The following is a 23,162-nucleotide window of genomic DNA, read 5'->3' as shown; positions in this document are numbered from 1 at the left end:
GTGTCAACGTTTATTTTGCCTAACTGCCTGATCCCACGGCGGTTTATCCCGTTATCGGGCCGCTCACCAGCACTGGCGGCGTTTCAAAAATTCCGGTACGCTCTGCTCAATCGTCAATAATTTTAAACAGAGGTCCAGGATGGCGAACATTCCCTACCCACCGTCTTATTATGCGGCGTCCGCCAACCCCGCACCGCTGCGCGGTGAGTTGCAGGACGACATCCAGGCCGATGTGTGCATCGTCGGCGCCGGCTACACCGGGCTTTCCAGCGCGCTGTTCCTGCTCGAGCAAGGCTTCTCGGTGGCCATCGTCGAGGCCGCGCGGGTTGGTTTTGGCGCCTCGGGGCGCAATGGCGGGCAGATCGTCAACAGCTACAGCCGTGACATCGACGTGATCGAGCGCAGCGTCGGCCCGCGCGAGGCGCAATTGTTCGGCGCCATGGCCTTCGAAGGCGGGCGCATCATCCGCGAACGGGTGGCACGCTACAACATTGCCTGCGACTTGAAAGACGGCGGCGTATTCGCCGCCCTGAGCAAAAAACAGATGGGCCACCTCGAGGCGCAAAAGGCGCTGTGGGAACGCTATGGGCATACCCAGCTCGAGCTGCTCGACCAGCGCCGCATCGGCGAGGTGGTGGGCACCGAGCAATACGTCGGCGGCCTGCTCGACATGAGCGGCGGGCACATTCACCCACTCAACCTGGCCCTCGGCGAGGCGGCGGCGGTGGAGTCGCTGGGTGGGCGGATCTTCGAGCAAAGCCCGGCCACGCGCATCGAGCGCGGCGCCAACCCGGTGGTGCACACGCCCAAGGGCAAGGTGCGCGCCAAGTTCGTGATCGTCGCCGGCAACGCCTACCTGGGCAACCTGGTGCCGGAGCTGGCGGCCAAGTCGATGCCCTGCGGCACCCAGGTGATCACCACCGAGCCGCTGGACGCCGACCTGGCGCGCAGCCTGCTGCCGCAGGACTACTGCGTCGAAGACTGCAACTACCTGCTCGACTACTACCGGCTCACCGCCGACAACCGGCTGATCTTTGGCGGCGGCGTGGTGTACGGCGCGCGCGACCCGTCCAACATCGAAGCGATCATCCGCCCCAAGCTGCTCAAAGTGTTCCCGCAGTTGGCCAACGTGAAGATCGACTACGCCTGGACCGGCAATTTCCTGCTTACCTTGTCGCGCCTGCCGCAAGTGGGCCGCCTGGGCGACACGGTGTATTACTCCCAAGGCTGCAGTGGGCATGGGGTGACCTACACCCACCTGGCCGGGAAGATCATCGCCGAGGCCTTGCGCGGCCAGGCCGAACGCTTCGACGCCTTCGCCAGCCTGCCGCACTACCCCTTCCCCGGTGGCCGCGCCCTGGGCGCCCCGCTCACCGCCCTGGGCGCCTGGTACTACAGCCTGCGCGACAAGCTCGGGGTGTGATCAGGGCTGGCCGCCCAGCGCTCGCGTGGCCTGGGCGGCGGCCTGTTCCTGGCCAGCCTGGGCCAGCTTCGCGGCGGCCTCGCGCCAGCGCTGCGCATTTACCTGCGCCGGCAACTGCCGGGGCAACTGCACCAGCACCGCCCAATGGCCCTGGCGTGCCCAGGCGGCCGTGAAGTCGCTGACCTTCATCCGTAGCCGGCGTTGCTCGCCCACCCGCAGGATCATCTCGTTGTGGAAGCGATCGAAGCCCACCAGCAGGGCGAAGCGCGGGTCGCTCCAGACCATCGAGCCCATGTCCAGGTGCAACAGCACCGGGTAGCCGGCGGCCACCTGGAACATCAGCGCTTCAGGGCTAGGGTCCAGCGGGTACACCACCATGCCGTAGCTGCGCGCACCGGCGGCCATGGCGTCGGCCAGGTCCTGGGGGTGCTGGCCGAGCTTGAGGGCTGGTTCCACCAGGCCGGGGGTCACCGTCACGCCTTGCTGGCGCAACGCCGCGGCCAACGCCTCGGGCGCGCTCTGGTCATCGCGGCCGCGGTAGAACGGCACCCCGCCCAGCTCGACCTTGTCTGGCAGGCCGGCGATCGGCTTGGGCGGCACCAGCACCGGCGGCTTGGAACTGCAGCCCGCGCCCGCCAGGGCCAGCATCACACCGGCGGCCAAGCACAACTTCCGGCTTGAAACGTAAAACCTGTGCGCCATCACAACTCTCGCATCCAGCGCCGGGCGGGTGCCCGGCTCGCGGGTCGATGATAGGCAGGCGGCGCGCGCAGGTACAGCCCACCGCCCGCCACATCCATGAAACCTATGGCGGGCTATGCTGATCCTAAGATTAACGCCCGCGTGAATCGAGTATCAGGAGGCCTTGCATGAGCCTGACAATGATCATCACCTTAATGGTTGGGGCCTGGCTGCTGGCCGCGGCCTGCCTGCTGTGGGGCATGCTGCGCATCGCCCGCCGCCACCGCCCCGCCGCCGCGCCCAGCCCTCGCAGCATGGCCCCAGCCCCGGTAAAAAAGCCCCGGCGGCCTGCGCCGGCAGTCGCTAACGCGCACTGAATCACACCTTGCTGGCCATTCGCCCAGCCGTGAGGGAACTGCCGCAAGCCGCAAGCCTCTGACAGGCACAGGCACCTGTGTGCCACTGCCGAGGCCCTTACCTTGCCCACCCCCACCGCGCTGACCCTCGGCATTACCCTGGCGAGCATGCTTGCCCTGTTGCTGCGCCCCTGGCAGTTGCCAGATTTCATCTGGCCAGTGGCCGCCGCGGCGGCGCTGCTGCTGTTTGGCCTGTTGCCGTGGCCGGTGGCCGGGCACGCGGTCGCCGAGGGGCTGGATGTTTACCTGTTCCTGGTGGGCATGATGTTGCTGGCCGAGGTGGCCCGCCACGAGGGCCTGTTCAACTGGCTGGCCAGCCATGCGGTGCGCGGCGCGCGCGGCAGCGGCCAGCGGCTGTTCAACCTGTTGTACCTGGTGGCCGTGGGGGTGACCGTGTTGTTGTCCAACGACGCCACCGCCGTGGTGATGACCCCCGCCGTGTATGCCGCTGCCCGCCAAGCGCGGGTTGAGCCATTGCCCTACCTGTTCATCTGCGCGTTCGTGGCCAATGCCGCCAGCTTTGTGCTGCCGATTTCCAACCCCGCCAACCTGGTGGTCTTCGGCACGCAGATGCCGCCGCTGGGGCAGTGGCTGCAGCGCTTCGGCCTGGCCTCGCTGGCGGCCATCGTGCTCACCTACCTGGCGCTGCGCCTGAGCCAGCGCCGCCACTTGCGCCTGCCGGTGGCCGAGGTGCCCGCCCCGGCGCCGCTGTCGCGGGCCGGCAAGGCGGCGGCGCTGGGCTTGTTGCTGACCGCGCTGGGCTTGATCGGCGTGTCGTTGCTGGGCTGGGCACTGGGCATGCCCACACTGCTGGCCGGCCTCGGCACGTTGGCACTGGTCGCCGCGGCGCAACGGCGCTGGCCACTGGCCGAACTGCGTGGGGTGAGTTGGGGTGTATTGCCGCTGGTGGCGGGGTTGTTCGTGCTGGTCGAGGCCGTGCAACGCACCGGCCTGCTGGCGGCGCTGGCGCGGCAGTTGCACGCGCTGGCGCTCAGCCACCCAGCCTGGGCGCCCTGGCTGGCGGGGTTGGGCGCGGCGCTGGCAAGCAACCTAGCGAACAACCTGCCGGTGGGCCTGGCCGCTGGCACCCTGCCCAGCCTGGCGCCGCTGCCGCCGAGCAGCGTGGCGGCCTTGGCGGTGGGGGTAGACCTCGGCCCGAACCTGTCGATCACCGGCTCCCTCGCCACCCTGCTGTGGCTGGCGGCGCTGCGCCGCGAGGGGCTGCAACTGAGTGCCGGGCGCTTTCTGCTGCTGGGCGCCTGGGTGATGCCACCGGCGCTGCTGGCGGCACTGGCACTGCTGTAACTATCTATCGCCGGCTCAGCCGGCACGGCGCCTACCTTGCCAGCCTCCCCCACTGGCCAAGGAGCCGCCCCATGCCTGCATTACCCCCCGTTGCCCGTGTTGACGAAGGCCCAGACCCCTACGCCTGGCTGCGCACCGACAGCGATGCCGCCCGCGCCCACCTCGAAGCGGAAAACCAGCACTTTGCCGAGCACCTGGCCGGCCTCGAGCCGCTGATCAACCAACTGCAAGCGGAGCTGCAAGGCCGGGAAACCCACGAGGGCCGCCAAACCCTCGCCACCCCCCATGGCCCCTGGCTGTACTACCAACGCCTGGAGGGCGACGACCAGTACCCGCGGGAATACCGCGCGCCCTGGGCCGAAGGCCTGAGCCTGGAGCCAGACCTCGCCCAAGCGCAACTGCTGCTCGACCCCAACCCCCTCAACGACGGCGGCCCGGTGGATGTGCGCAGCACCGCGCCCAGCCCGGACCATCGCTACTTCGCCTACAGCCTCGACACCACCGGCAGCGAGCGCTACCGGCTGTTCATCAAAGACCTCGCCAGCGGCACCACCCATGCCGTCCCCGGCCCGGACGGCTTCGGCGCCATGGCCTGGGCCAATGACAACCAGACGCTGTGGTTCCTCAGCATCGCCGAGGGCACCTGGCGCCCCAGCGGCGTGCACCGCTACCGCTTGGGCGAGGATGCGGCCCACTCGGTGTACGAGGAAGCCGACGAAGGTTACGTTGTGGGCCGGATACAGCGCAGCGCCTCGGAACAGTTCGTGATCTTCACCGTGGCCAGCCCGGCGGCCACCGAATGCTGGGCGCTCGCCGCCAACACCCCGGCGTGCCCGGCGCATTGCCTGCAGCCACGCCAGGCCAACGTGGAGTACGAAGCCGACCACGGCGAGCTAGACGGTGCGCCCGCCTGGCTGATGCGCTCGAACGCCCAGGCGGAAAGCTTCGCGGTTTACCAGCAGCCGGCGCTGCCCGGCTGCTGGCCCAGCGGCGAGTGGGTGATTCGCGTACCGGAGCGCCCCGGGGTGGTGATCACCGAGCTGCACCTGCGGCAGAATGGCTACCTGCTCGGTGTACGCGACCAAGGCCTGGCGCAGTTGGAGGTGTACCAAAGCGCGCTGCCCGTACGGCGCATGCCCGCCAGCGATGCCAGTTACCGCTTGCTCAGCGGCGAGCCGCTGCCGGCCGCCAGCAACCCGCTGCGCTACACCTATGAAAGCTTCGCCGTTGCCCCGCAGACCTGGGAATTCAACCTGCTCAGCGGCGACACCGCACTGTTGCGCGACCGCGCGCCGGCCGGCGGCTTCGACCCGGCCAGCTACCTCACCGAGCGCCTGCAGGCGCAGGCCAGCGACGGCACCGCCATCCCGCTGAGCGTGGTGCGCGGGCGCGACGCCGCGCAACCGGCGCCGTTGCTGATGCTTGGCTATGGCGCGTACAACATCCCGCAAGACCCTGCCTTCAACAGCGCCTACCTGAGCCTGCTCGAGCGCGGCTTCAGCCTGGCCATCGCCCATGTGCGCGGCGGTGGGGCCCTGGGCAAGGCCTGGCATGCCGCCGGCAGCCTGGCGAACAAGGAAAACACCTTCGGCGACTTCATCGCCTGCGCCGAGCACCTGATCGCCCAGGGCTACACCACCCCGGCGCAGTTAGTGATCGAGGGCCGCAGCGCCGGCGGCACGCTGATCGGCACCGTGCTGAACCGGCGCCCGGAGCTGTTCGCCGGGGCCTTGGCCGATGTGCCGTTCGTCGACGTGCTGAACACGATGCTCGACCCTAGCCTGCCATTGACCATCCCGGACTACGGCGAATGGGGCAACCCCGAGGCACCTGAGGTGCACGCGCGCATCGCCGCCTATGCACCGTACGAAAACGTGCGCGCCCAGGCCTACCCGGCGTTGTGGGTGACCGCCGGCTGGAACGACAGCCGCGTGCCGTACTGGGAGCCGGCCAAATGGGTGGCCAAACTCAGGGCGCATAACACCGGCAGCGCCGCGCTGGTGTTCCACACCGACCTGGGCGGCGGCCACACTGAGCACGGCGGTTACTCGGCGCAACAGCGGCGCGAGGCCGAGCGGCTGGCGTTTATCCTGCAGGCCGCCGGCCTGGCCGGCTAACCCTGGGCCCCGGCGCGGCTGGCCCGGCCCAGCACCAGCCAGCACGCCGTGGCCAGCGCCAGCAGCGCGGCCACCCCGAACAGCACATGCCGCGGCAGCGGCAGGCTTTCGAGCAACGACGCGGCGCACTGGCCGCTGAAAATCGCCATCGACAAGTACGCCAGGTTGCGCCCGCGCAACGCGGCCGGGCTGAGCGCTACCACCAGGTGGTTGACCAGCGGCACCGACAGGCCAAAGCCCAACCCCAGCGCCACCGCCGCCAGCCACTGCAGGCCCGGCAGCACACCGAACAGCCCATGGGCCACGGCATACGCACAGAACGCCAGCACCAGCGTGCCCGGCTCGCCGAGCCGGCGCACCACCGCCGGCATGATGAACGCCCCGGCCACCGCCACCAGCGACACGCCAGCCAGAAACACCCCGGTCTGCGCCTCGCTGTAACCCTGCCCGGCAAGCAGGTAGGGCAGCAGGATGACCGCCGAGAAAAACACCAGCAGCGACAGCAGCGCGCTGGCCAGTACCCGCTTGATCTCCGGCGCCATCGGCCCGCCTTCGCCCGGCTCAGCAGGCAGCGCCGCCGGCACCGGCACCCACTTCCAGACCGCCAGCAGCAATACCCAGGCGCTGGCATAGAGCACGAACGGCCAGCGCCAACCCCAGCCGGCCAGCACCCCACCGGCGAACAGAAAGGCCACCCCGCCCAATTCGATCGCCATGCCCTGGCGGGCGATCATCGCCAACCGCGCCTGGCCTTCGTAGAACGCCGAGAGCAGGCCGGTGCCGGCGGCCATCACCAGCGCGGTGGTCGCCCCCAGCAACAGGCGGTCGGTGAACACCAGCCAGCCGCCGTGGGCCAAGGCCCCGCCCATGCCCAGGCCGCCGTAGCCCAATAGCCCCAGGCACAGCGCGCGGTGCAGGCCGAGGCGGCTGATCAGCCAGGCCGCGAGCGGGCCGAACAGCACCACGCCGAGGGCGGGCAGGGTCACCAGCCAGCCGGCCGCCGAGGGCACGCCGAGGGCCGCGGCGATGGGTAACAGCCCCGGCACGATCACGCAGCCGACCATGATGGTCAGGCAGGCAACCGCCAGCAGCACGAACGCGCCGGCGGTGGGCAAAGGGGGTTGGGTCATGGCTATATCCGCAGAGTGGAACACTTATCCCGCTATACGGAACAATCCTCAGCGGTTATGCTCGGGCTGTCAACCCATAGCCCCGAGCCCGCCATGGCCCTCGATGACACCGGAAAACACGTAATCGCCCGCGCCGCCGCGGTGCTCGGCGCGCTGCAGGCCCAGCCCGGCGGCATGAGCCTGGCACAGATCGCCCAGGCCACCGGCCTGCCACGCACCACCGTGCACCGTTTGGTCAGCGCGCTGGAGGCCCAGCAACTGGTGCTCAGCGGCCCTCGCGGGGTCACCTTGGGCCCGGCGCTGGTGCGCTTGGCGGCCTCGGCGCACACCGACGTGGTCGCCCTTGCCCGCCCCCACCTCGAGGCCCTCGGCCGGCGCACCCGGGAAACCGTCGACCTGTGCGTGTACCGCGGCACCCACTCGGTGCTGGTCGACCAGTTCGCCAGCGACCAGGAGCTGCGCGTGGTGTCGCCGGTCGGTACGGCCTTTGCCGTGCACTGCACCGCCCACGGCAAAGCGCTGCTGGCGGCGCTGGCCGACAGCGAGGTGGCCGAGCGCCTGCCCGATGAGCTGGAACGGCGCACCGCCACCACCCTCGGCAGCCTGCCGGCACTGCTGGCGGAGCTGGCCCAGGTGCGCCAGCACGGGGTGGCGGTGGACCGCGAAGAACACGCCGCCGGCGTGTGCGGGCTGGGGGTGCACCTGTACAGCGGGCTGGTCGAGCGCTATGCGATTGCCTTGGCGGTGCCGGCCCTGCGCTTCGAGGCCAACCGCGCGGCGTTGCAGGCGGCGCTGCTGCAATGCAAGGCGGAGATCGAAGCGCGGCTGGGGGTGTAGGCGCCGCGCGCCACCTGCGCCCGGCTGAAAACGCTGGTAGGCTGTGCCGTTTACGCAACAGCGCGCTGCCAAGGAGTGATGCCCCCATGCGTTTCACCGCCCCTGCCCTGCTCGCGGCCCTGCTGTTCAGCGGCGCCCAGGCCCAGGCCGCCAGCACGCTGGTGTACTGCTCCGAAGCCAGCCCGGCCGGCTTTGACCCAGCGCAGTACACCTCCGGCACCGAGTTCGACGCCTCGGCGGAAACCGTCTTCAACCGCCTGGTGCAGTTCCAGCGCGGCGGCACGGCGCTGGAACCGGGCCTGGCCAGCCGTTGGGAGGTGAGCGCCGACGGCAAGGCCTACACCTTCCACCTGCGCGAAGGGGTGAAGTTCCACACCACCCAATGGTTTACCCCCAGCCGCGACTTCAACGCCGACGACGTGCTGTTCACCTTCAACCGCATGCTCGATAAAAACCAGCCGTTCCGTAAGGCTTACCCGGCCGAGTTCCCCTACTTCACCGACATGGGCCTGGACCAGAACATCCGTTCAGTGAGTAAAACCGACGCGCACACCGTGGTGTTCAACCTCGACCACGCCGACGCCGCCTTCGCCGCCGACCTGGCGATGAGCTTCGCCTCGGTGCAGTCGGCCGAGTACGCCGCGCAGTTGCTCGCCGCCGGCAAGCCGCAGCAGCTCAACACGCTGCCGGTGGGCACCGGGCCCTTCGTGTTCAGCCGCTACCAGAAAGACGCGCTGATCCGCTTCGACGGCAACCGCGAGTACTTCAAGCCCGAGCAGGTCAAGCTCGACCACTTGATCTTCGCCATCACCCCGGACCCGGCCACCCGCCTGCAAAAGCTCAAGGCCGGGGAATGCCAGGTCAGCGGCTACGCGCGCCCGGTCGACCTCGCCGCCATGAAACAAGACCCAAACCTCAAAGTGCTTGAGCAACCCGGCTTCAACGTGGGTTTTCTGGCCTACAACACCCAGCACCCGCCGTTGGATGACCCCCGCGTGCGCCAGGCGCTAGACATGGCCATCGATAAAAAAGCCATCGTCGCCACGGTGTTCCAGGGTGCCGGCCAGGTGGCGCAGAACGTGATCCCACCGAACCAGTGGAGCTACGACAGCGCCATCCACGGCGCGCCGTACGACCCGGAAAAAGCCAAGGCGCTGCTGGCCGCGGCCGGGGTCAAGCCGGGCACGCAGGTCGCCCTGTGGGCGATGACCGTTCAACGCGCCTCCAACCCCAATGCCCGCCTCAGCGCGCAGATGATCCAGGCCGACTGGGCCAAGGTGGGCATCCAGGCGAACATCGTCAGTTATGAATGGGGCGAGTACATCAAGCGCGCCAAGGCCGGCGAGCACGACGTACTCACCTACGGCTGGACCGGCGACAACGGCGACCCGGACAACTGGCTGGGGGTGCTCTACAGTTGCGCCAGCATCGGCGGCAGCAACTACGCGCGCTGGTGCAACAAGCCTTATGATGAACTGATCGAAAAAGCCCGCCTCAGCGCCGACAAAGCCGAGCGCACCCGGCTGTACGAGCAGGCCCAGCAGATCATCCGCGAGCAGATGCCGGTGAGCCCCATGGCCCACTCGGTGGTCGCCCAGCCGATGCGCAAGAACGTTCAGGGCTTTGCCATCAACCCGTTCGGCGTGACCGGGTTCTATGGCGTGAGCCTGGCGCCGTAAGCGTCGTTTTTCTCAACCGGTTAAGGACTATTCATGGCTGCGGGCCCTTTGAGCTACACCCTTTTGATCCAGCTCGAACCGCTGGTGATCAACCCACCGATCTGGCGCCGCGTGGTGGTCAGCGGCAGCATCACCCTGCGCAGGTTGCACCACTTCATTCAGGCGGCGATGGGCTGGGAAAGCAGCCACTTGCACGAGTTCAGCAACGGCACCACGCGCTGGCTGCCGCCGGAAGCGGAAATGGACGGCGCCGACGTGGCCGACGACCGCAAGGCCACCCTCAAGGCCGTGGCCGAGGAAGGTGACCGGCTGCGCTACCTGTATGACTTCGGCGACGGCTGGCAGCACGTGATTGCCGTGGAACGGGTAGAACCCACCACGCAGAAGGGCAACTGGGGCGTGCTGCTCGGCGGCGCCCGCGCCTGCCCACCCGAAGACTGCGGCGGTGAAAGCGGCTACCTGCACCTCCTCGAGGTATTAAGCCAACCGCAGCACCCGGAGCACGCCGCGGTGAAGCGCTGGCTGTGCTTCGACTACGACCCCGAAGCCTTCGACCCACGGGCGGCGAACGCGGCGCTGCAGCGGGTGCAGAATAACTTCTGGGGGTGAGTTTGACGGCCCCTCGCCCGGCACAGCCGGAGTGCTGTTCACTTAAGCCATTTCAGGGCTTCATGGAGGGATCAATCTGTGAGCTCTGCGGATTTTGTGCATGAGCTTCAGGGCCTATCGCCCGGCACAGCCGGCCTCCCACGGGGTCTTTGTTGCGCCTAAAATCAATGGCTTACACAGATCTTGTGGGAGGCCGGCTGTGCCGGGCGAAGGGCCAGTCAGGTTATGCGCTCAGTAAAACCATTTGAAGAAATCAGGGCTGTTTAACCCCGATTAAGCGCTCTGATTGCTTAAGTAAACAGCATGACGGCACAGCCGGGCGAAGGGCCGCTCAAGCCCTACCCTTCACGCAACGCCACCAAGCCCTTCACCTGCCGCCCCTCGGCATCGAAGTTTTCCGGCGCCAGCCAGGCCTGGAACCCCGCCTTCAACCCCGGCCATTCTTCGGCGATCACCGAAAACCATGCGGTGTCGCGGCTGCGGCCCTTGTACACCAGCGCCCGGCGGAACACGCCCTCAAAGCTGAAGCCCAGCCGCGCCGCGGCCTTGCGTGACGGCGCGTTGTGGCTGTCGCACTTCCATTCGTAGCGGCGGTAGCCCAGGGTGTCGAACACATAGGCCATCAGCAGGTACTGCGCCTCGGTCGACAACGCCGATTGCTGCAGCAGCGGGGAGAAGGTCACGTTGCCCACCTCGATCACCCCGTGGGTAGGGTCGATGCGCATCAGCGACATCGTGCCCACCGGCTTGCCGCTGGCCAGGTCGATGATCGCGAAGTGCCGCGGGTCGGTGCTCTGCTCGGCGGTTTCAGCGTACTGGCGGTACTGCTCAAGGCTCTCGAAGGGGCCCACGAACAGGTAGGTCCAGTCGCGCCCGTCGGCCGCGGCGCTGTAGGCGGCGTAAAGGTCGGCCGCGTGGGCGGCGGCGTTCAGCGGTTCGAGGCGGCACGTGCGGCCGCTGAGGGTTACCCCACTCGGGGCTGGGCGTGGCGCCCAGCCTGGCAGGGGTTCACCGATGGGTTGGCCGAAAGCGTTGGTGCGGGGCATGGGCGATTCCTTGGGTCAGGGTGCCCCTACTCTACCGAAACGCTGGCCCCAGCCAAGGGCCATCCCGGGCCAGTTCCAGGGTGCCAATGGGGCCAGTTCAGAACGTGGCCGGGGTATTCACCCAAAGGATGCGCGCCACCTCGGTGCCGACGTTGCGGTAACCGTGGGGCACGTTGCTGGGAAAATGAAACGAATCGCCGGCGTTCAGCCGGTAGGTCGCGCCGCCGAGGGTGAGCTCCAGGGTGCCTTCGATCAGGTAGCCCATCTCTTCGCCCACGTGCTCGATCACCTCGCTGACCATCCCCGGGGCCACCAGGTGGATGTCGGCCTGCAGCAGGCCACCCTTCTGCGGGTGGGTGATGCGTTCCAGGTCGATGTAGCCAGCCTTGCCGCCCTTGGCGAAGCGGCTCACCTGGCGGGCGCCAGCGCGCAGTACCGGCTCGGCCGACACCCAGTCTTCGCTGGTGAGTTCCGAGACGTTGCTGCCCAGCGCCATGGCCAGGCGGTGCAGCATCGCCAGCGACGGCGAGGCGGCGTCGTTTTCCAGTTTGGAAATCAGGCTTTCGGAGCAGCCAGCGGTGTGCGCCACCTGCTTGAGGGTGAGCCCGGCCACCTTGCGCGCATGGCGCAGGCGCACGCCCAGGCTGGGCAAGCCGTCGGTGTGCTGGGCCTTGGCGGCCGGCTTGGGAGGGTTGGGCATAGGGGCCTCGAGGCAAAGGGCGAACACGGCAGGCATCCTAGGGCGCGGGATGCCGGCCGTCTACAGGTTCATGGGCTCAGCCATGCACCGAGAACTGCACCTCGACCGGGTTCAGGTCGTTGATCGGCACGATGTCTTGCGGGCAGGCCGACATCACCACCACCACGTCCATCTCGGCGCGGATCTCTACGTAGTCACCGGCCTTCGACACCGGCGGCAGCCACTCGATGCTGTAGTCGGGCTTGACCGGGATGTTCATCCACAGGTTGAACGGCTGCGGCACTTCGCGCGAACGCAGGCCGATCGCCGCCAGCGCCAGGCGCAGGTTGTCGGCGCAGCTGTCGTGGTAGCCGGCCACGCCAAGGTTGGTATAGCGGTGCAGGTCGCAGGCGGCGATCAGGGTGTCGTGCACGCCCGGCGAGGTATCGCTGAGCAGCGTGCCGATGGCCCGGCGGCGATTGCTGAACAGCGCATCGCCGGGCTTCGGGATGATCCGGTCGCAGTGGGCGCGGGCGTGTTCCATGGAGAGGAACTCGCTGAGGTCGGCGGCGTTGAACAGCCAGGTGTCACACACCTGGGTGCCGTGGGTGTTGGTGATGCGGATCATCTGCCCGGCCTTCACCCGCACGGCGCGGCCGCAGCGGGCTGGCACGGTGTAGCTGTGGCCCAGCTCGGGGGTGCCGTCGGCGCTGATCGGTTCGGCCAGGGTGGCGTTGTGGCCCAGGCTGTTGCCGTTGTCGGGCTGGCAGCAGGCGGGGTAATCGTGGGCGTGGGTGCTGTGCATGGGGTGGGTTCCTTGGTTCAGGGTTGGTCGGCCAGCGCGACCAGGGCATAGGCCAAGGCGCGGGCGCCGGCCTCCAGGTGCGCGGGCTCGGTGAATTCGGCCGGGTTGTGGCTGATGCCGCCGCGGCTGGGCACGAACAGCATCGCCGTGGGGCAATGCCCGGCCAGGTACATGGCGTCGTGAAAGGCACCGGAGCGCAGCGGCAGGTGGGCCAGGCCAGTGGCCTGGCAGGCCTGCTCGAGCACCTCGAGCAACGCCGGGGCAAAGGCGGTGGGCGCATGGCTGAACAACGGCTCGAGGCTTACGTTATCGGCCAGGCATGCCGGTAGCTGGGCGTCGAAGGCGGCCAGCACGGCCGGGTCGGCATGGCGAAAATCCACGCTGAAACTCACCTGCCCGGCAATCGTGTTGATCGCGTTGGGGTGCACGTTCCAGCGCCCGAAAGTCAGCCGCAGCTCGGCGCCGGCCAGGCCTTCGGCCAGGGCTTCGATGCGCTGCGCGCTGGCCATGGCCAGGCGCATGGCATCGCGGCGCATCGGCATCGGCGTGGTGCCGGCGTGGGCCGCGGCGCCGTGGCAGGTGAGCTGGTACCAGCGCACGCCCTGGATGCCACTGACCACCCCCAGCGGCACGCCGGCCTGCTCCAGCACCGGGCCCTGCTCGATGTGCAGCTCGACAAAGGCATGGGCGGGAATCGCCGCGCGCTGCGCCAGCGCGGCGAACCGCGCGGCGTGGGCGTCCAGTGCCTGGCCTACGCTGATGCCGGAACGGTCAAGGTGCTCGCGGTAGGTGGCCAGGCGCTCGGGCTGCACATAGGCGCTCGAGCCCATCGCGCCGGGGCTGAAGCGGCTGCCTTCCTCATTGGTCCAGACCACCAGCTCGATTGGCCGGCGGGTCTCGATGCCCGCCTCGTTGAGGGCGTGCAGGCACTCCAGGCCCGCCATCACCCCGTAGCAGCCGTCGAGGGTGCCGCCGCTGGGCTGGGTGTCGATGTGGCTGCCGGTCATCACCGGTGCCAGGGCTTCACGCCCGGGGCGGCGGATGAACAGGTTGGCGCAGGCGTCGGTGTACAGCTCGCAGCCCAGCGCCTGGGCCTGCTCGAGCAACCAGGCGCGGGCCTGGAAGTCTTCCTCGGAAAGCGCCTGGCGGTCCATGCCGCCGCCGGGCAAGGCGCCAAAGCGCGCCAGGCTGGTGAGCAGGCCGTGCAGGCGCTCAGCGTTGATCGCGTGCAGTGCGGTGGTGGCGTTCATTTTACCTCCTCGGTGCGCGGCACCAGGCTGCGGTTGAACCAGGGCGCCAAAAAGCTGCGCAGGCGGTCGGTGGCGGGGGCCTGGAACATCGGCCCGGGCGCGCCGGTCTCGACGATGCGCCCGGCCTCCATGAACACCACCTGGCTGGAAATCTGCGCGGCGAAGCTCATCTCATGGGTGACCATGACCATGGTCATGCCCTCCTCGGCTAACGAGCGCACCACCTGCAGCACCTCCTCCACCAGCTCGGGGTCGAGCGCCGAGGTGGGCTCGTCGAGCAGCATCAGCCGCGGCTTGAGCGCCAGCGCGCGGGCGATGCCCACCCGCTGCTGCTGGCCGCCGGACAGCCGCGCCGGGTAAGCCGCGGCCTTGGCCGCCATGCCCACCCGCGCCAGCGCCGCGTCGGCCTGGGCGGCGGCCTCGGCGCGGGCCAGGCGCTTGCCCAACAGCAGCGGCGCCATCACGTTCTCGCGCACGGTCATGTGTGGCCACAGGTTGAACTGCTGGAACACCATCGCCAGCGGCCGGCGCACCGCGTCGATCTGCGCCGGGCTGTCGCGGTCGGCCGGGGTGCGCCCGGGGCCGCTGTAGCCGAGCAATTGGCCGTCGATCCAGATTTCGCCCTGATCGTAGGTTTCGAGAAAATTCATGCAGCGCAGCGCGGTGGTCTTGCCCGAGCCCGAAGGGCCGATCAGCGAAACGATTTCGCCGGGGCGCACCGCCAGGTTGAAGCCTTCGAGCACCCGGTGGGTGCCGTAGGCCTTGCCCACGTTGCGCAGTTCCAGAAGGGGGAGCGTGCTCATCGCATCAGCCTCTGAGGTAACGGGTCGCGCGGCGCCCCAGTGCCTGGGCAATGGCGCCGACCGCGACGGTCAGCAGCCAGTAGCACAGCACCAGCAGCGCGTAGGGCACGACATAGGAGAAAGTGGTCGAGACGATGCGCCCGGCGGTGAGGGTCAATTCCGGCACGGTGACCAGCGAGGTCACCGCGCTTTCCTTGAGGGTCAGCATCACCTGGTTGCCCAACAACGGCAGGGCGAAGGCCAGCGCTTGCGGCGCCTGGATGTGCCAGAACGCCTGGCGCGCCGACAACCCATGCACCCGCGCGGCTTCGATCTGCCCCGCCGGCACGCTGGCCCAGGCGCTGCGAAACAGTTCGGCGAAGTACGCCGCGCTGTACACGCCCAAGGCGAGGATGCTCGCCGGCACGGCGTCCAACTGCAGGCCCAGCGCCGGCAGGCCGAAGTACACCAGCGCCAGTTGCGCCAGGAACGGCGTGCCGCGGATCACCCACACATACAGGTGGTACACCGCGGCCAGCCGCGGCACGCCCAGGCGCAGCGCGTGCAGGGCAAAGCCGAGCAGCAGGCCGAGCAGCGCCGCGGCCAGGCTCACGTAGAGGGTCACCCACATCGCCTCGGCGAAAGCGGGCAAGCATGCAATCAGGGTGTTCATCATCCGCGCTCCTGCCAACGCCGTTCGAGCAGCCGGCCCAGCACGCTGAGCAGGCTGGTCAGGGCCAGGTAAAACACCGCGCTGACCAGGTAAACCTCCAGCGGCCGGTAGGTTTGCGCCACCAGTTGCTGGCTCACGCGGGTCAGGTCAGTGATGGAAATCACCGACACCACCGCCGACACCTTGATCACGTCGATCAGCTCGCTGACCAACGCTGGCAAGGTCAGGCGCAGTACCTGAGGCAATTGAATGTGCAGCAGGGTGGGCCAGCGGCCGATGGAGAACACCGCCGCCGCCTCGAGCTGCCCCGGCGGGATCGCGGCAAAGCCGCTGCGCAGGATCTGCGACTGGTAGGCGCCGGTGTTCAGCGCCAGGGCCAGGGCGGCCGCCACCAGCGGCGGCACGTCCAGGCCCAGGGCCGAAGGCAGGTAGAACAGCAGCAGCAACTGCGCGAGCATCGGTGTGCCACGGAAGAAACTCACGTACACCCGGGCGAAGGCCACCGCGCCAGGCTGGCGGCTGTTGCCCAGGGCATACAGCAGCACGCCGACGGCAAAGCCCAGCAGCATGCCCGCCGCGCACAGCCACAGGGTGGTCAGGGCGCCGCTGAACAGGGCCGGCAGGTACAGCGCCAGGCGCGTGCTGAAGTCGTTCATCGCAAGGCTACTCAGATGCTCGGCACGGGCATGGCGTCGGTGGGCAAGGCCATGGTGAAGCCGAACCACTTCTGCTGCAGGCGGGCCAGGGTGCCGTCGGCACTGGCGCGGGCGATGCCGTCGCTGAACAGCTTGACCAGGCTGGCGCTGTCTTCGCCTTTACGCCCCACCCAGCCGAAGTAAGTGGTCGGCCCGACCATCTGCGGCAGGGTCGCGAACACCCCCGGGCGCGCCTTGATCAACGGCCCCAGGTTCGACAGCGACTGCGCCACGCCATCGAGGCGGCCGGTGGCGAGGTCGGCGTAGGCCTCATCGAAGCCCACGTATTCCTTGATCTGCTTGAGCCCCGGCTTGCCCTCGGCCTTGAGCTTGGCGTCGAACGCCTGCAGTACCGCCAACTGCCCGGAGCCGGCCTGGGAACCGACCACCTTGCCGCTCAAGTCATCGAGGCTGTTGATGCTGGCGTCGTTGCCGCGCTTGAGCAGCGCCACGGTGGATTCAGCAATCGGCACGGTAAAGGCGAACTGCTCGAAGCGCGCCTTGTTCACCGTGACCGAGGTGACCACGAAGTCGAATTTTTTCGAATCCAGCCCCGGCAGAATGCCCTGGAACGGCAGGTCGAGCTGCTGCAGCTTGACCCCCGGCAGGTCGGCATCGAGCACGTAGTGCATCAGGTCGGCGCCGTAGCCGACGATCTTGCCGTTCTCCACCGACTCGAACGGCGCAAAGCGCGCTTCGGTGGCGACCACGATCTGGTGGTCGGCCTTGATCCGCTGCAGCAGGTCGTCGGCCTGGGCCAGGGACGAGGCCAACAGCGCGGCCAGCGACAGTGAAAGGGCCTTGAGTGCGTGATGCTTCATCGGTGGAGCCTCCCCTTGAATGGCAAGATTTATATTCAAGTAACTTGAATGAGGTGATAAAAGCATGATGCGTGCCAAGGCGGGGAAGCCTTGAATTCAAGTAGCTTGAATAGATTTCAGGCGAGGAAAATGCACCAGAGGGGTGCGCGAGAGGTATTTTGGGGGCTGGAAGGGTGCGTGACGGGGGTGGTAGGGTGAAAAGCCCAGACTTCTCCCGGTGGTTTACCGAGTGCACGACCTGACTGGCCCATCGCCCGGCACAGCCGGCCTCCCACGGGTCATGTATTTACCTTAAAATCATAGGCTTACAAAAATTTGGTGGGAGGCCGTGGTCCGGCACTCCGGCTGTGCCGGGCGATGGGCCAGTCAGGCCACGCGCGCAGTAAATAACCTATAAAAATAAGGGCTTTTTTACCCTCGATTGAGTGCTTTGATTGCCTAAGTGAGCAGCATTACGGCTAGGCCGGGCGAATGGCCCTGTAACCTGTTCTTGGTCGAAAGAAACACACGGCAACCACTCGCCGCCATCCCTTGTTGCCAGCCCCCACCCCAGAGCGCTTTAATCCCTAGCCCAGCGCCGTGCCGCTGTTTGGCCCGGCGCACTGTCACCCCCGTTCGAGGTCACACCAAGACCCCTGCCCTTTTCCGTTTGCCCGAGGCTGCCATGACCGACACCTACACCCCGCCCGCCGTCTGGACCGAACCCTCCAAGGACGCCGGCCAGTTCTCCAGCACCAACCGCCCGGTGGCCGGCGCCACCCATGAGGCGCCGCTGCCGGTGGGTGAGCACCCGTTCCAGCTGTATTCGCTGGCCACCCCGAATGGGATCAAGGTCACGATCATGCTCGAGGAACTGCTCGAGCGCGGCCACCACGGCGCCGAGTACGACGCCTGGCTGATCCGCATCGGCAACGGCGACCAGTTCGGCTCGGGCTTCGTCGCCGCCAACCCGAACTCGAAGATCCCGGCCCTGATCGACCGCCGCGGCGCCGAGCCGGTACGGGTGTTCGAATCCGGGGCGATCCTTTTGTACCTGGCCGAGGCCTTCGGCGAGTTGCTGCCGAGCGACCCGCTGGCGCGCACCGAAGCGCTGAGCTGGCTGTTCTGGCAGATGGGCTCGGCGCCGTTCGTGGGGGGTGGCTTTGGCCACTTCTATGTGTACGCGCCGGAGAAGCTGGAGTACCCGATCAACCGCTACGCCATGGAAACCAAGCGCCAGCTCGACGTGCTCGACCAGCACCTGGCGCAGCGCCCCTACATGGCGGGCGCCGAGTACAGCATCGCCGACATCGCCATCTGGTCGTGGTACGGCAAGCTGGTACGCGGTGACCTGTACAACGCGGCGGCGTTTTTGTCGGTGCATGAGTACACCCACGTGCAACGCTGGGCCGACCTGATCGCCCAGCGCCCGGCAGTGGTGCGTGGCCAGCGGGTGAACCGTACCTGGGGGGATGAAGCGACCCAGGTGCCTGAGCGGCATTCGGCGGCTGACTTCAAGTAAAGCGCTCAGGCCTTCGCCCGGCACAGCCGGCCTCCCACTAGGTCTGTGTTGTCCTTGATTTCCGAGGCAATACAAATCTGGTGGGAGGCCGTGGTCCGGCACTCCGGCTGTGCCGGGCGATAGGCCCTGAAGCTCATGCACAAAATCAACAGGGCTCACAGATTGATCCCCTCCATGAAACCCTGAATGGCTTAAGTGAACAGCATTACGGCACAGCTGGGCGAAGGCCCCTCAACCCCTAGCGGAAATCCCGGCTGCGCACATCCAGCCCATCCAGCAAGCCACTCATGTCCAGCAGGTTGCGGGCGATCACATGGATCACCTCGCCCTTGCGCTCCAGCCGGCCCTGCACCTGCATCAACCTGGCCCCTACCAGCACCCGCCGCTGGCGCTGGGCAAGGTCGAGCCACACCACCACGTTGATCATGCCGAATTCGTCTTCCAGGGTTACGAACGTCACCCCACTGGCGGTGCCGGGGCGTTGCCGGCCGGTGACCAGCCCGCACACGTTCACCGGCTGGCCATGCTCGAGTAGGCCCAGTTCGCGCGAGGCGCGGCAGCGCCACTTGCCCAGCGCCCGGCGCAGTAGCGCCAGCGGGTGCGGGCCGAGGGTAGTGCCGACGCTGGCGTAATCGGCGTGTAGCTCTTCGCCCACCGTTGGCACCGGCAACACCACCGGCGCTTCAACCTGGCTGGGCAGGCCGGCGAACAGCGGCAGTTGCCGCTGCACGCTGGCGACTTCCCAGCGCGCGCGAAAGCGGTGCCCGGCCAGCCCGCGCAAGGCCCCGGCGTCGGCCAGCAGTTCGCGGGCGCGGGCGTCGAGGCCGCTGCGCTCGGCCAGCTCCGCCACATCGGCGAACGGCCCGGCCTGGCGCGCCGCTACGATTGCCTGGGCGGCCGCTTCGTTGAAGCCGCGGATCATCCGCAGGCCCAGGCGAATCGCCGGCTGTTCACCACCGCTGGCCTCGAGCGAGCAGTCCCAGGCGCTGTGGCGCACATCGACCGGGTGGGTTTGAATGCCATGGCGGCGGGCGTCCTGCAGCACCTGATCGGGGCTGTAGAAGCCCATCGGCCAGCTGTTGATCAGCGCGCAGGCGAAGATTGCCGGTTCATGGCATTTGAGCCAGGCGCTGGCGTAACACAGCAAGGCGAAGCTGGCCGCGTGGGACTCCGGGAAGCCATAGCTGCCAAAGCCTTTGATCTGCTCGAAGATGCGCGCGGCGAAGTCCTCGCTGTAACCGTTGCGCAGCATGCCCTCGCGCAGCCGCAGCTGGTGCGGCTCCAGCCCGCCGTGGCGCTTCCAGGCGGCCATGCTGCGGCGCAACTGGTCGGCCTCGCCGGGGCTGTAGTCGGCGGCGACGATCGCCAGTTGCATCACCTGTTCCTGAAACAACGGCACGCCCAGGGTGCGCTTGAACACGGCCTCCAACGCTTTGCTCGGGTAGCTCACCTCCTCCTCGCCATGGCGGCGGCGCAGGTACGGGTGGACCATGTCGCCCTGGATCGGCCCCGGCCGCACGATCGCCACCTGGATCACCAGATCGTAGAACTCCTTGGGCCGCAAGCGCGGCAGCATGGCCATCTGCGCCCGTGATTCGATCTGGAACACCCCCACCGTGTCGGCCTTGCCGAGCATCGCGTAGGTGGCCTGGCAATCGGCCGGGATGTCTACCAGGCCCATGCGCGGGCCGCCGCGCCATTGCTGGCGCAGGGCAAAGCAGCGGCGCAGGCAACTGAGCATACCCAGGGCGAGCACGTCGACCTTGAGCAGGCCGACCTTGTCGAGGTCGTCTTTGTCCCACTGGATCACCGTGCGCTCGGCCATCGCGGCGTTTTCCACCGGCACCAGGCTGTGCAGCGGCTGCTCGCTGATCACGAAGCCGCCCGGGTGCTGCGACAAATGCCGGGGGAAGCCCACCAGCTCGGCGGTGAGCACCAGCACCCGGTGCAACGCCGGGCTGGCCGGGTCGAAACCGGCCTCGCGCAGGCGTTCCGGGCTGGGCAGCTCATCGCCATAGCGGCTGGCACAACCGGCCAGGGCGGTGACCTCATCGGGCCCCAGGCCCAGCGCCTTGGCCACGTCGCGCAGGGCGCCGCGGCCCTGGTAGCTGCTGGCCACAGCAGTCAGCGCGGCGCGCTGGCGGCCGTAGCGCTGGAAGATGTACTGGATCACCTCTTCGCGGCGCTCGTGCTCGAAATCGACGTCGATGTCGGGCGGCTCATTGCGCTCGCGGCTGATGAAGCGCTCGAACAGCAGCGAGCTTTGGCTCGGGTCGATGGCGGTGATGCCCAGGGCGAAGCACACCGCCGAGTTGGCCGCCGAGCCCCGGCCCTGGCAGAGGATGTGGCGCTCGCGGGCAAAGCGGACGATGTCGTACACGGTCAGGAAGTACGGCTCGTAGCCCAGGTCGATGATCACCTCCAACTCGCGTTCGAGCTGCGCGGTGGGCACGTTGCCAGGGCTGCCCCAGATCCGCCGCGCGCCCTCGGCGGTGAGCTGGCGCAGCCAACTGGCCGGGCTGTGGCCCTCGGGCACCAATTCGCGGGGGTACTGGTAGCGCAACTCGGCCAGGCTGAAGCGGCAGCGCGCGGCGATGGCCAGTGCCTCGTCGAGCAGCTCGCGGCCATACAGCGGTAACAGTTGCTCGCGCGGGCGCAGGTGGCGCTCGCCGTTGGCGAACAGGCGCTGGCCAGCCTCGGCCACGGTGGTGTGGTGGCGGATCGCGGTGAGGGTGTCTTGCAGGGCGCGGCGGCCACGGGCATGCATGTGCACATCGCCGCTGGCCACGCAGCGGATGCCCAGCGCCGCGGCGGCCTGGCGCCAGCGCGCCAGCCAGAGGGCATCGTCGGCGCCGCGGTGCAGCTCCACCGCCAACCACAGGTTGGCGCCGAACACGCCCTTGAGCCAATGCCCATGGGCCAGGTTCGGCAGCGGGCCGGGCAGCCACAGCGCCAACAGCCCCTGGGCCTGGCTGAAGTCTTCGCGCAGCAGCCGGTACTGGCCCTTGCCGGCGCGGCGCCGGGCCAGGGTGATCATTTGGCACAGCGCCTGGTAGCCGGCCAGGCTCTCGGCCAGCAGCACGCAGCGCGGGCCCTGCTCGACCGCCATTTCGCTGCCGACGATCAGCGCCACCCCGGCGGCCTGGGCCGCTTCCCAGGCGCGAACGATGCCGGCCAGGGTGCATTCGTCGGTGATCGCCAGGGCCTGGTAGCCCAGCGCCGCGGCGCGACTGAACAGCTCGGCGGCGGTGGAGGCGCCGCGCTGGAAGCTGAACGCCGACAGGCAGTGCAGCTCGGCGTAGCCGGCGCTCACCCGAACCACCCTTGCAGCCACAGCGGCGCCGGCTCGGCAAGGTTACGGTAGGCCCAGGCCAGGCGGCCGTCGGGCAAGCGCACGCGGTAATAATCGCGGCGCACATCGCCACCGTCCCACCAGCCGCTTTCCACCCGCTCCGGGCCGGCCTGCGCCGCCCAGGGCCCGCTGAACGGCTGGGCCTGGGGCAGCAACCAGCCGGGCCGCGCGCCAGCCGGCTGGGCCTGCGCGCCGGGCACCAGGCACCAGGCCTGCTCGGGGCGGTGGTCGGCGGCATAGCCCAGCCCGCTCACCGCGTCATCGCCCAGCCGCGCGCGCAGGCGCTCGCGCAGTTGCTCCCAGGGTTGCTGCTGCTGTGGCCGGGCGGCGAACAATTCATGGTGGCCGGGCACGAACGGCGGCAACTGCTCGGCCAGCAGGCGCAGGCTGCGCACCGGCCGCGGCACCTGCACCGGTTCCAGCCGGCCACGGGCCAGCTCGAACAGCCGCTCGGCATCGCGCTCTGGCGCCAGCAGCCCGACCGGCACCTCGGTAGGCGGGCCCTCGGCGTGCTCCAACTGCAGCACGAAACGCTGCACGCCGCCGTCGCGGGCCAGCACGAAGGCGGCCAAATCCGCCAGCAGGCGGCGCACCGGGAACAACAGCGCCTGGGTGTTCTCGACGTCGTAGTTCAGCTCCAACCGCGCGGCGAAGCGCTCCGGTGGCTGGTAAAAGCCCAGGGCCAGTGGCGCCAGCCCGCGCAGGCGGTCGAGGTGCAGCAACAACTCCGCCGGAAAGCGCCGCGCCACCTGCTGGCGCGGCAGCGCCAACAGTTGCCCCAGCTTACGCAGGCCCATGCGCTGGCAGCTGGCGGCGTGCTCGCGGCTGAGCCCGGCGCGGTCGATCGGCAAGGCCTGCAGCAGCGGTTCGAGGGCGCCCGGCTCGGTCACCTCGATGCCGGCGTGCAGGTTGGCCAGCACCCGCGCTGCCACCGGGTTTGGCGCCAGGGTAATGCGCCGGCCGAAGCCCAGTGCGTTCAACTCTTCGTGCAAGCGCGCGGCAAAGCGCGGCCAGGGGCCGAACAGGCTCAGGCTCGAGCCCACCTCCAGCAGCAGCGCACGCGGGTAATGCAGGCTCACCTGGGCGCTGAAACCATAGCCCCAGGCGGCCAGCAACTGCTCGGCCTGGGCGATGCTGGCCGGGCAGTGCTCGGCGCTGTCGAAGCCCTCGGCCAGGGCCTGGGCGGTGCTCAGCGCCTGCCCCGGGCGCAGGCCCAGCGCCCGCGCCGGGGTGTTGACCGCCTTCAGCACGCGCCGCTGCGGCGGCCCACCGAGCAGCACCAACGGCCGCCCAGGGTCGGCGCAGCCGCGCAGCACGCCATCGAGCGCCAGTTGCGGGAACAGGATGCAGGCCCAGAGCAT

At 68.6% G+C, this 23,162-nt stretch carries 20 protein-coding genes; 8 read left to right on the top strand and 12 right to left on the bottom strand.

Annotated features, from left to right (window positions below):
- The first annotated feature begins 139 nt into the window (after positions 1-139).
- Positions 140-1,423, top strand: a complete 1,284-nt coding sequence (locus tag ACFZCE_RS18945) for an FAD-dependent oxidoreductase (protein ID WP_390941793.1) — start codon at positions 140-142, stop codon at positions 1,421-1,423.
- On the opposite strand, the gene ACFZCE_RS18940 is transcribed toward ACFZCE_RS18945, so the two are convergent.
- Positions 1,424-2,086 carry a peptidase C39 family protein gene (locus ACFZCE_RS18940; protein ID WP_390941791.1) on the bottom strand — a complete coding sequence of 221 codons (663 nt, stop codon included), beginning with the start codon at positions 2,084-2,086 and terminating at the stop codon, positions 1,424-1,426.
- A gap of 206 nt (positions 2,087-2,292) precedes the next feature.
- Between ACFZCE_RS18940 and ACFZCE_RS18935 the strand changes: the two genes are divergently transcribed.
- The 3 genes from ACFZCE_RS18935 to ACFZCE_RS18925 all read left to right on the top strand — a co-directional run bounded on the left by ACFZCE_RS18935 (position 2,293) and on the right by ACFZCE_RS18925 (position 5,942).
- Positions 2,293-2,481, top strand: a complete 189-nt coding sequence (locus tag ACFZCE_RS18935; RefSeq protein ID WP_390941789.1) for a hypothetical protein — start codon at positions 2,293-2,295, stop codon at positions 2,479-2,481.
- A gap of 147 nt (positions 2,482-2,628) precedes the next feature.
- Positions 2,629-3,825, top strand: coding sequence for an SLC13 family permease (locus tag ACFZCE_RS18930; RefSeq protein ID WP_390941859.1), 1,197 nt, complete (start codon positions 2,629-2,631; stop codon positions 3,823-3,825).
- Between the two features lie 71 nt (positions 3,826-3,896).
- On the top strand, positions 3,897-5,942 hold the full coding sequence (locus tag ACFZCE_RS18925; RefSeq protein ID WP_390941787.1) for a prolyl oligopeptidase family serine peptidase: 2,046 nt from the start codon (positions 3,897-3,899) through the stop codon (positions 5,940-5,942).
- On the opposite strand, the gene ACFZCE_RS18920 is transcribed toward ACFZCE_RS18925, so the two are convergent.
- Positions 5,939-7,072 carry an MFS transporter gene (locus ACFZCE_RS18920; RefSeq protein WP_390941785.1) on the bottom strand — a complete coding sequence of 378 codons (1,134 nt, stop codon included), beginning with the start codon at positions 7,070-7,072 and terminating at the stop codon, positions 5,939-5,941. The two genes, ACFZCE_RS18925 and ACFZCE_RS18920, sit on opposite strands and share 4 nt — an antisense overlap.
- A 93-nt stretch (positions 7,073-7,165) precedes the next feature.
- On the opposite strand from ACFZCE_RS18920, the gene ACFZCE_RS18915 reads away from it, so the two are divergent.
- The 3 genes from ACFZCE_RS18915 to ACFZCE_RS18905 all read left to right on the top strand — a co-directional run bounded on the left by ACFZCE_RS18915 (position 7,166) and on the right by ACFZCE_RS18905 (position 10,197).
- Entirely contained in the window at positions 7,166-7,909 is a 744-nt protein-coding gene (locus ACFZCE_RS18915; protein ID WP_390941783.1) for an IclR family transcriptional regulator C-terminal domain-containing protein, read from the top strand.
- 86 nt (positions 7,910-7,995) lie between these two features.
- On the top strand, positions 7,996-9,588 hold the full coding sequence (locus tag ACFZCE_RS18910) for an ABC transporter substrate-binding protein (RefSeq protein ID WP_390941781.1): 1,593 nt from the start codon (positions 7,996-7,998) through the stop codon (positions 9,586-9,588).
- A gap of 33 nt (positions 9,589-9,621) precedes the next feature.
- On the top strand, positions 9,622-10,197 hold the full coding sequence (locus ACFZCE_RS18905) for a plasmid pRiA4b ORF-3 family protein (RefSeq protein WP_390941779.1): 576 nt from the start codon (positions 9,622-9,624) through the stop codon (positions 10,195-10,197).
- A 338-nt stretch (positions 10,198-10,535) separates the two neighbouring features.
- Here the strand turns inward: ACFZCE_RS18905 and ACFZCE_RS18900 are convergent, their stop codons facing one another.
- The 8 genes from ACFZCE_RS18900 to ACFZCE_RS18865 form a co-directional block, all read right to left on the bottom strand.
- Entirely contained in the window at positions 10,536-11,243 is a 708-nt protein-coding gene (locus ACFZCE_RS18900; protein WP_390941777.1) for a GNAT family N-acetyltransferase, read from the bottom strand.
- A gap of 97 nt (positions 11,244-11,340) precedes the next feature.
- Positions 11,341-11,943: a cupin domain-containing protein gene (locus ACFZCE_RS18895; RefSeq protein WP_390941775.1), complete on the bottom strand. Its 603-nt coding sequence runs from the start codon at positions 11,941-11,943 to the stop codon at positions 11,341-11,343.
- A gap of 76 nt (positions 11,944-12,019) precedes the next feature.
- Positions 12,020-12,727 (bottom strand): DUF1989 domain-containing protein, encoded by a 708-nt coding sequence (locus ACFZCE_RS18890; RefSeq protein ID WP_390941773.1) that lies wholly within the window; start codon positions 12,725-12,727, stop codon positions 12,020-12,022.
- Positions 12,728-12,744: 17 nt separating this feature from the next.
- The gene (locus ACFZCE_RS18885; protein WP_390941771.1) at positions 12,745-13,977 is read right to left on the bottom strand and encodes a hydantoinase/carbamoylase family amidase; all 1,233 of its coding nucleotides are present in this window, start codon (positions 13,975-13,977) and stop codon (positions 12,745-12,747) included.
- Positions 13,974-14,780: an ATP-binding cassette domain-containing protein gene (locus ACFZCE_RS18880; protein ID WP_390941769.1), complete on the bottom strand. Its 807-nt coding sequence runs from the start codon at positions 14,778-14,780 to the stop codon at positions 13,974-13,976. The genes ACFZCE_RS18885 and ACFZCE_RS18880 overlap by 4 nt, the downstream gene beginning before the upstream one ends.
- Positions 14,781-14,784: 4 nt before the next feature.
- Positions 14,785-15,432: an ABC transporter permease subunit gene (locus tag ACFZCE_RS18875; protein ID WP_390941767.1), complete on the bottom strand. Its 648-nt coding sequence runs from the start codon at positions 15,430-15,432 to the stop codon at positions 14,785-14,787.
- A complete protein-coding gene (locus tag ACFZCE_RS18870; protein ID WP_390941764.1) occupies positions 15,432-16,088 on the bottom strand; it encodes an ABC transporter permease subunit in 657 nt (218 codons plus the stop codon). The genes ACFZCE_RS18875 and ACFZCE_RS18870 overlap by 1 nt, the downstream gene beginning before the upstream one ends.
- Before the next feature lie 11 nt (positions 16,089-16,099).
- Positions 16,100-16,948, bottom strand: a complete 849-nt coding sequence (locus tag ACFZCE_RS18865) for a transporter substrate-binding domain-containing protein (RefSeq protein ID WP_390941762.1) — start codon at positions 16,946-16,948, stop codon at positions 16,100-16,102.
- Positions 16,949-17,612: 664 nt separating this feature from the next.
- Between ACFZCE_RS18865 and yghU the strand changes: the two genes are divergently transcribed.
- Positions 17,613-18,449: a glutathione-dependent disulfide-bond oxidoreductase gene (gene yghU / locus ACFZCE_RS18860; RefSeq protein ID WP_390941760.1), complete on the top strand. Its 837-nt coding sequence runs from the start codon at positions 17,613-17,615 to the stop codon at positions 18,447-18,449.
- Between the two features lie 238 nt (positions 18,450-18,687).
- Here the strand turns inward: yghU and ACFZCE_RS18855 are convergent, their stop codons facing one another.
- Positions 18,688-21,762, bottom strand: a complete 3,075-nt coding sequence (locus ACFZCE_RS18855) for an error-prone DNA polymerase (protein ID WP_390941758.1) — start codon at positions 21,760-21,762, stop codon at positions 18,688-18,690.
- Positions 21,759-23,162: a Y-family DNA polymerase gene (locus ACFZCE_RS18850; RefSeq protein WP_390941756.1), complete on the bottom strand. Its 1,404-nt coding sequence runs from the start codon at positions 23,160-23,162 to the stop codon at positions 21,759-21,761. The genes ACFZCE_RS18855 and ACFZCE_RS18850 overlap by 4 nt, the downstream gene beginning before the upstream one ends.

It is taken from the genome of Pseudomonas sp. NPDC007930, from assembly GCF_042958985.1.
Taxonomy (GTDB): domain Bacteria; phylum Pseudomonadota; class Gammaproteobacteria; order Pseudomonadales; family Pseudomonadaceae; genus Aquipseudomonas.
Note: the sequence above shows the minus strand (reverse complement) of the source record. Positions and strands in the feature narration are given on the sequence as shown.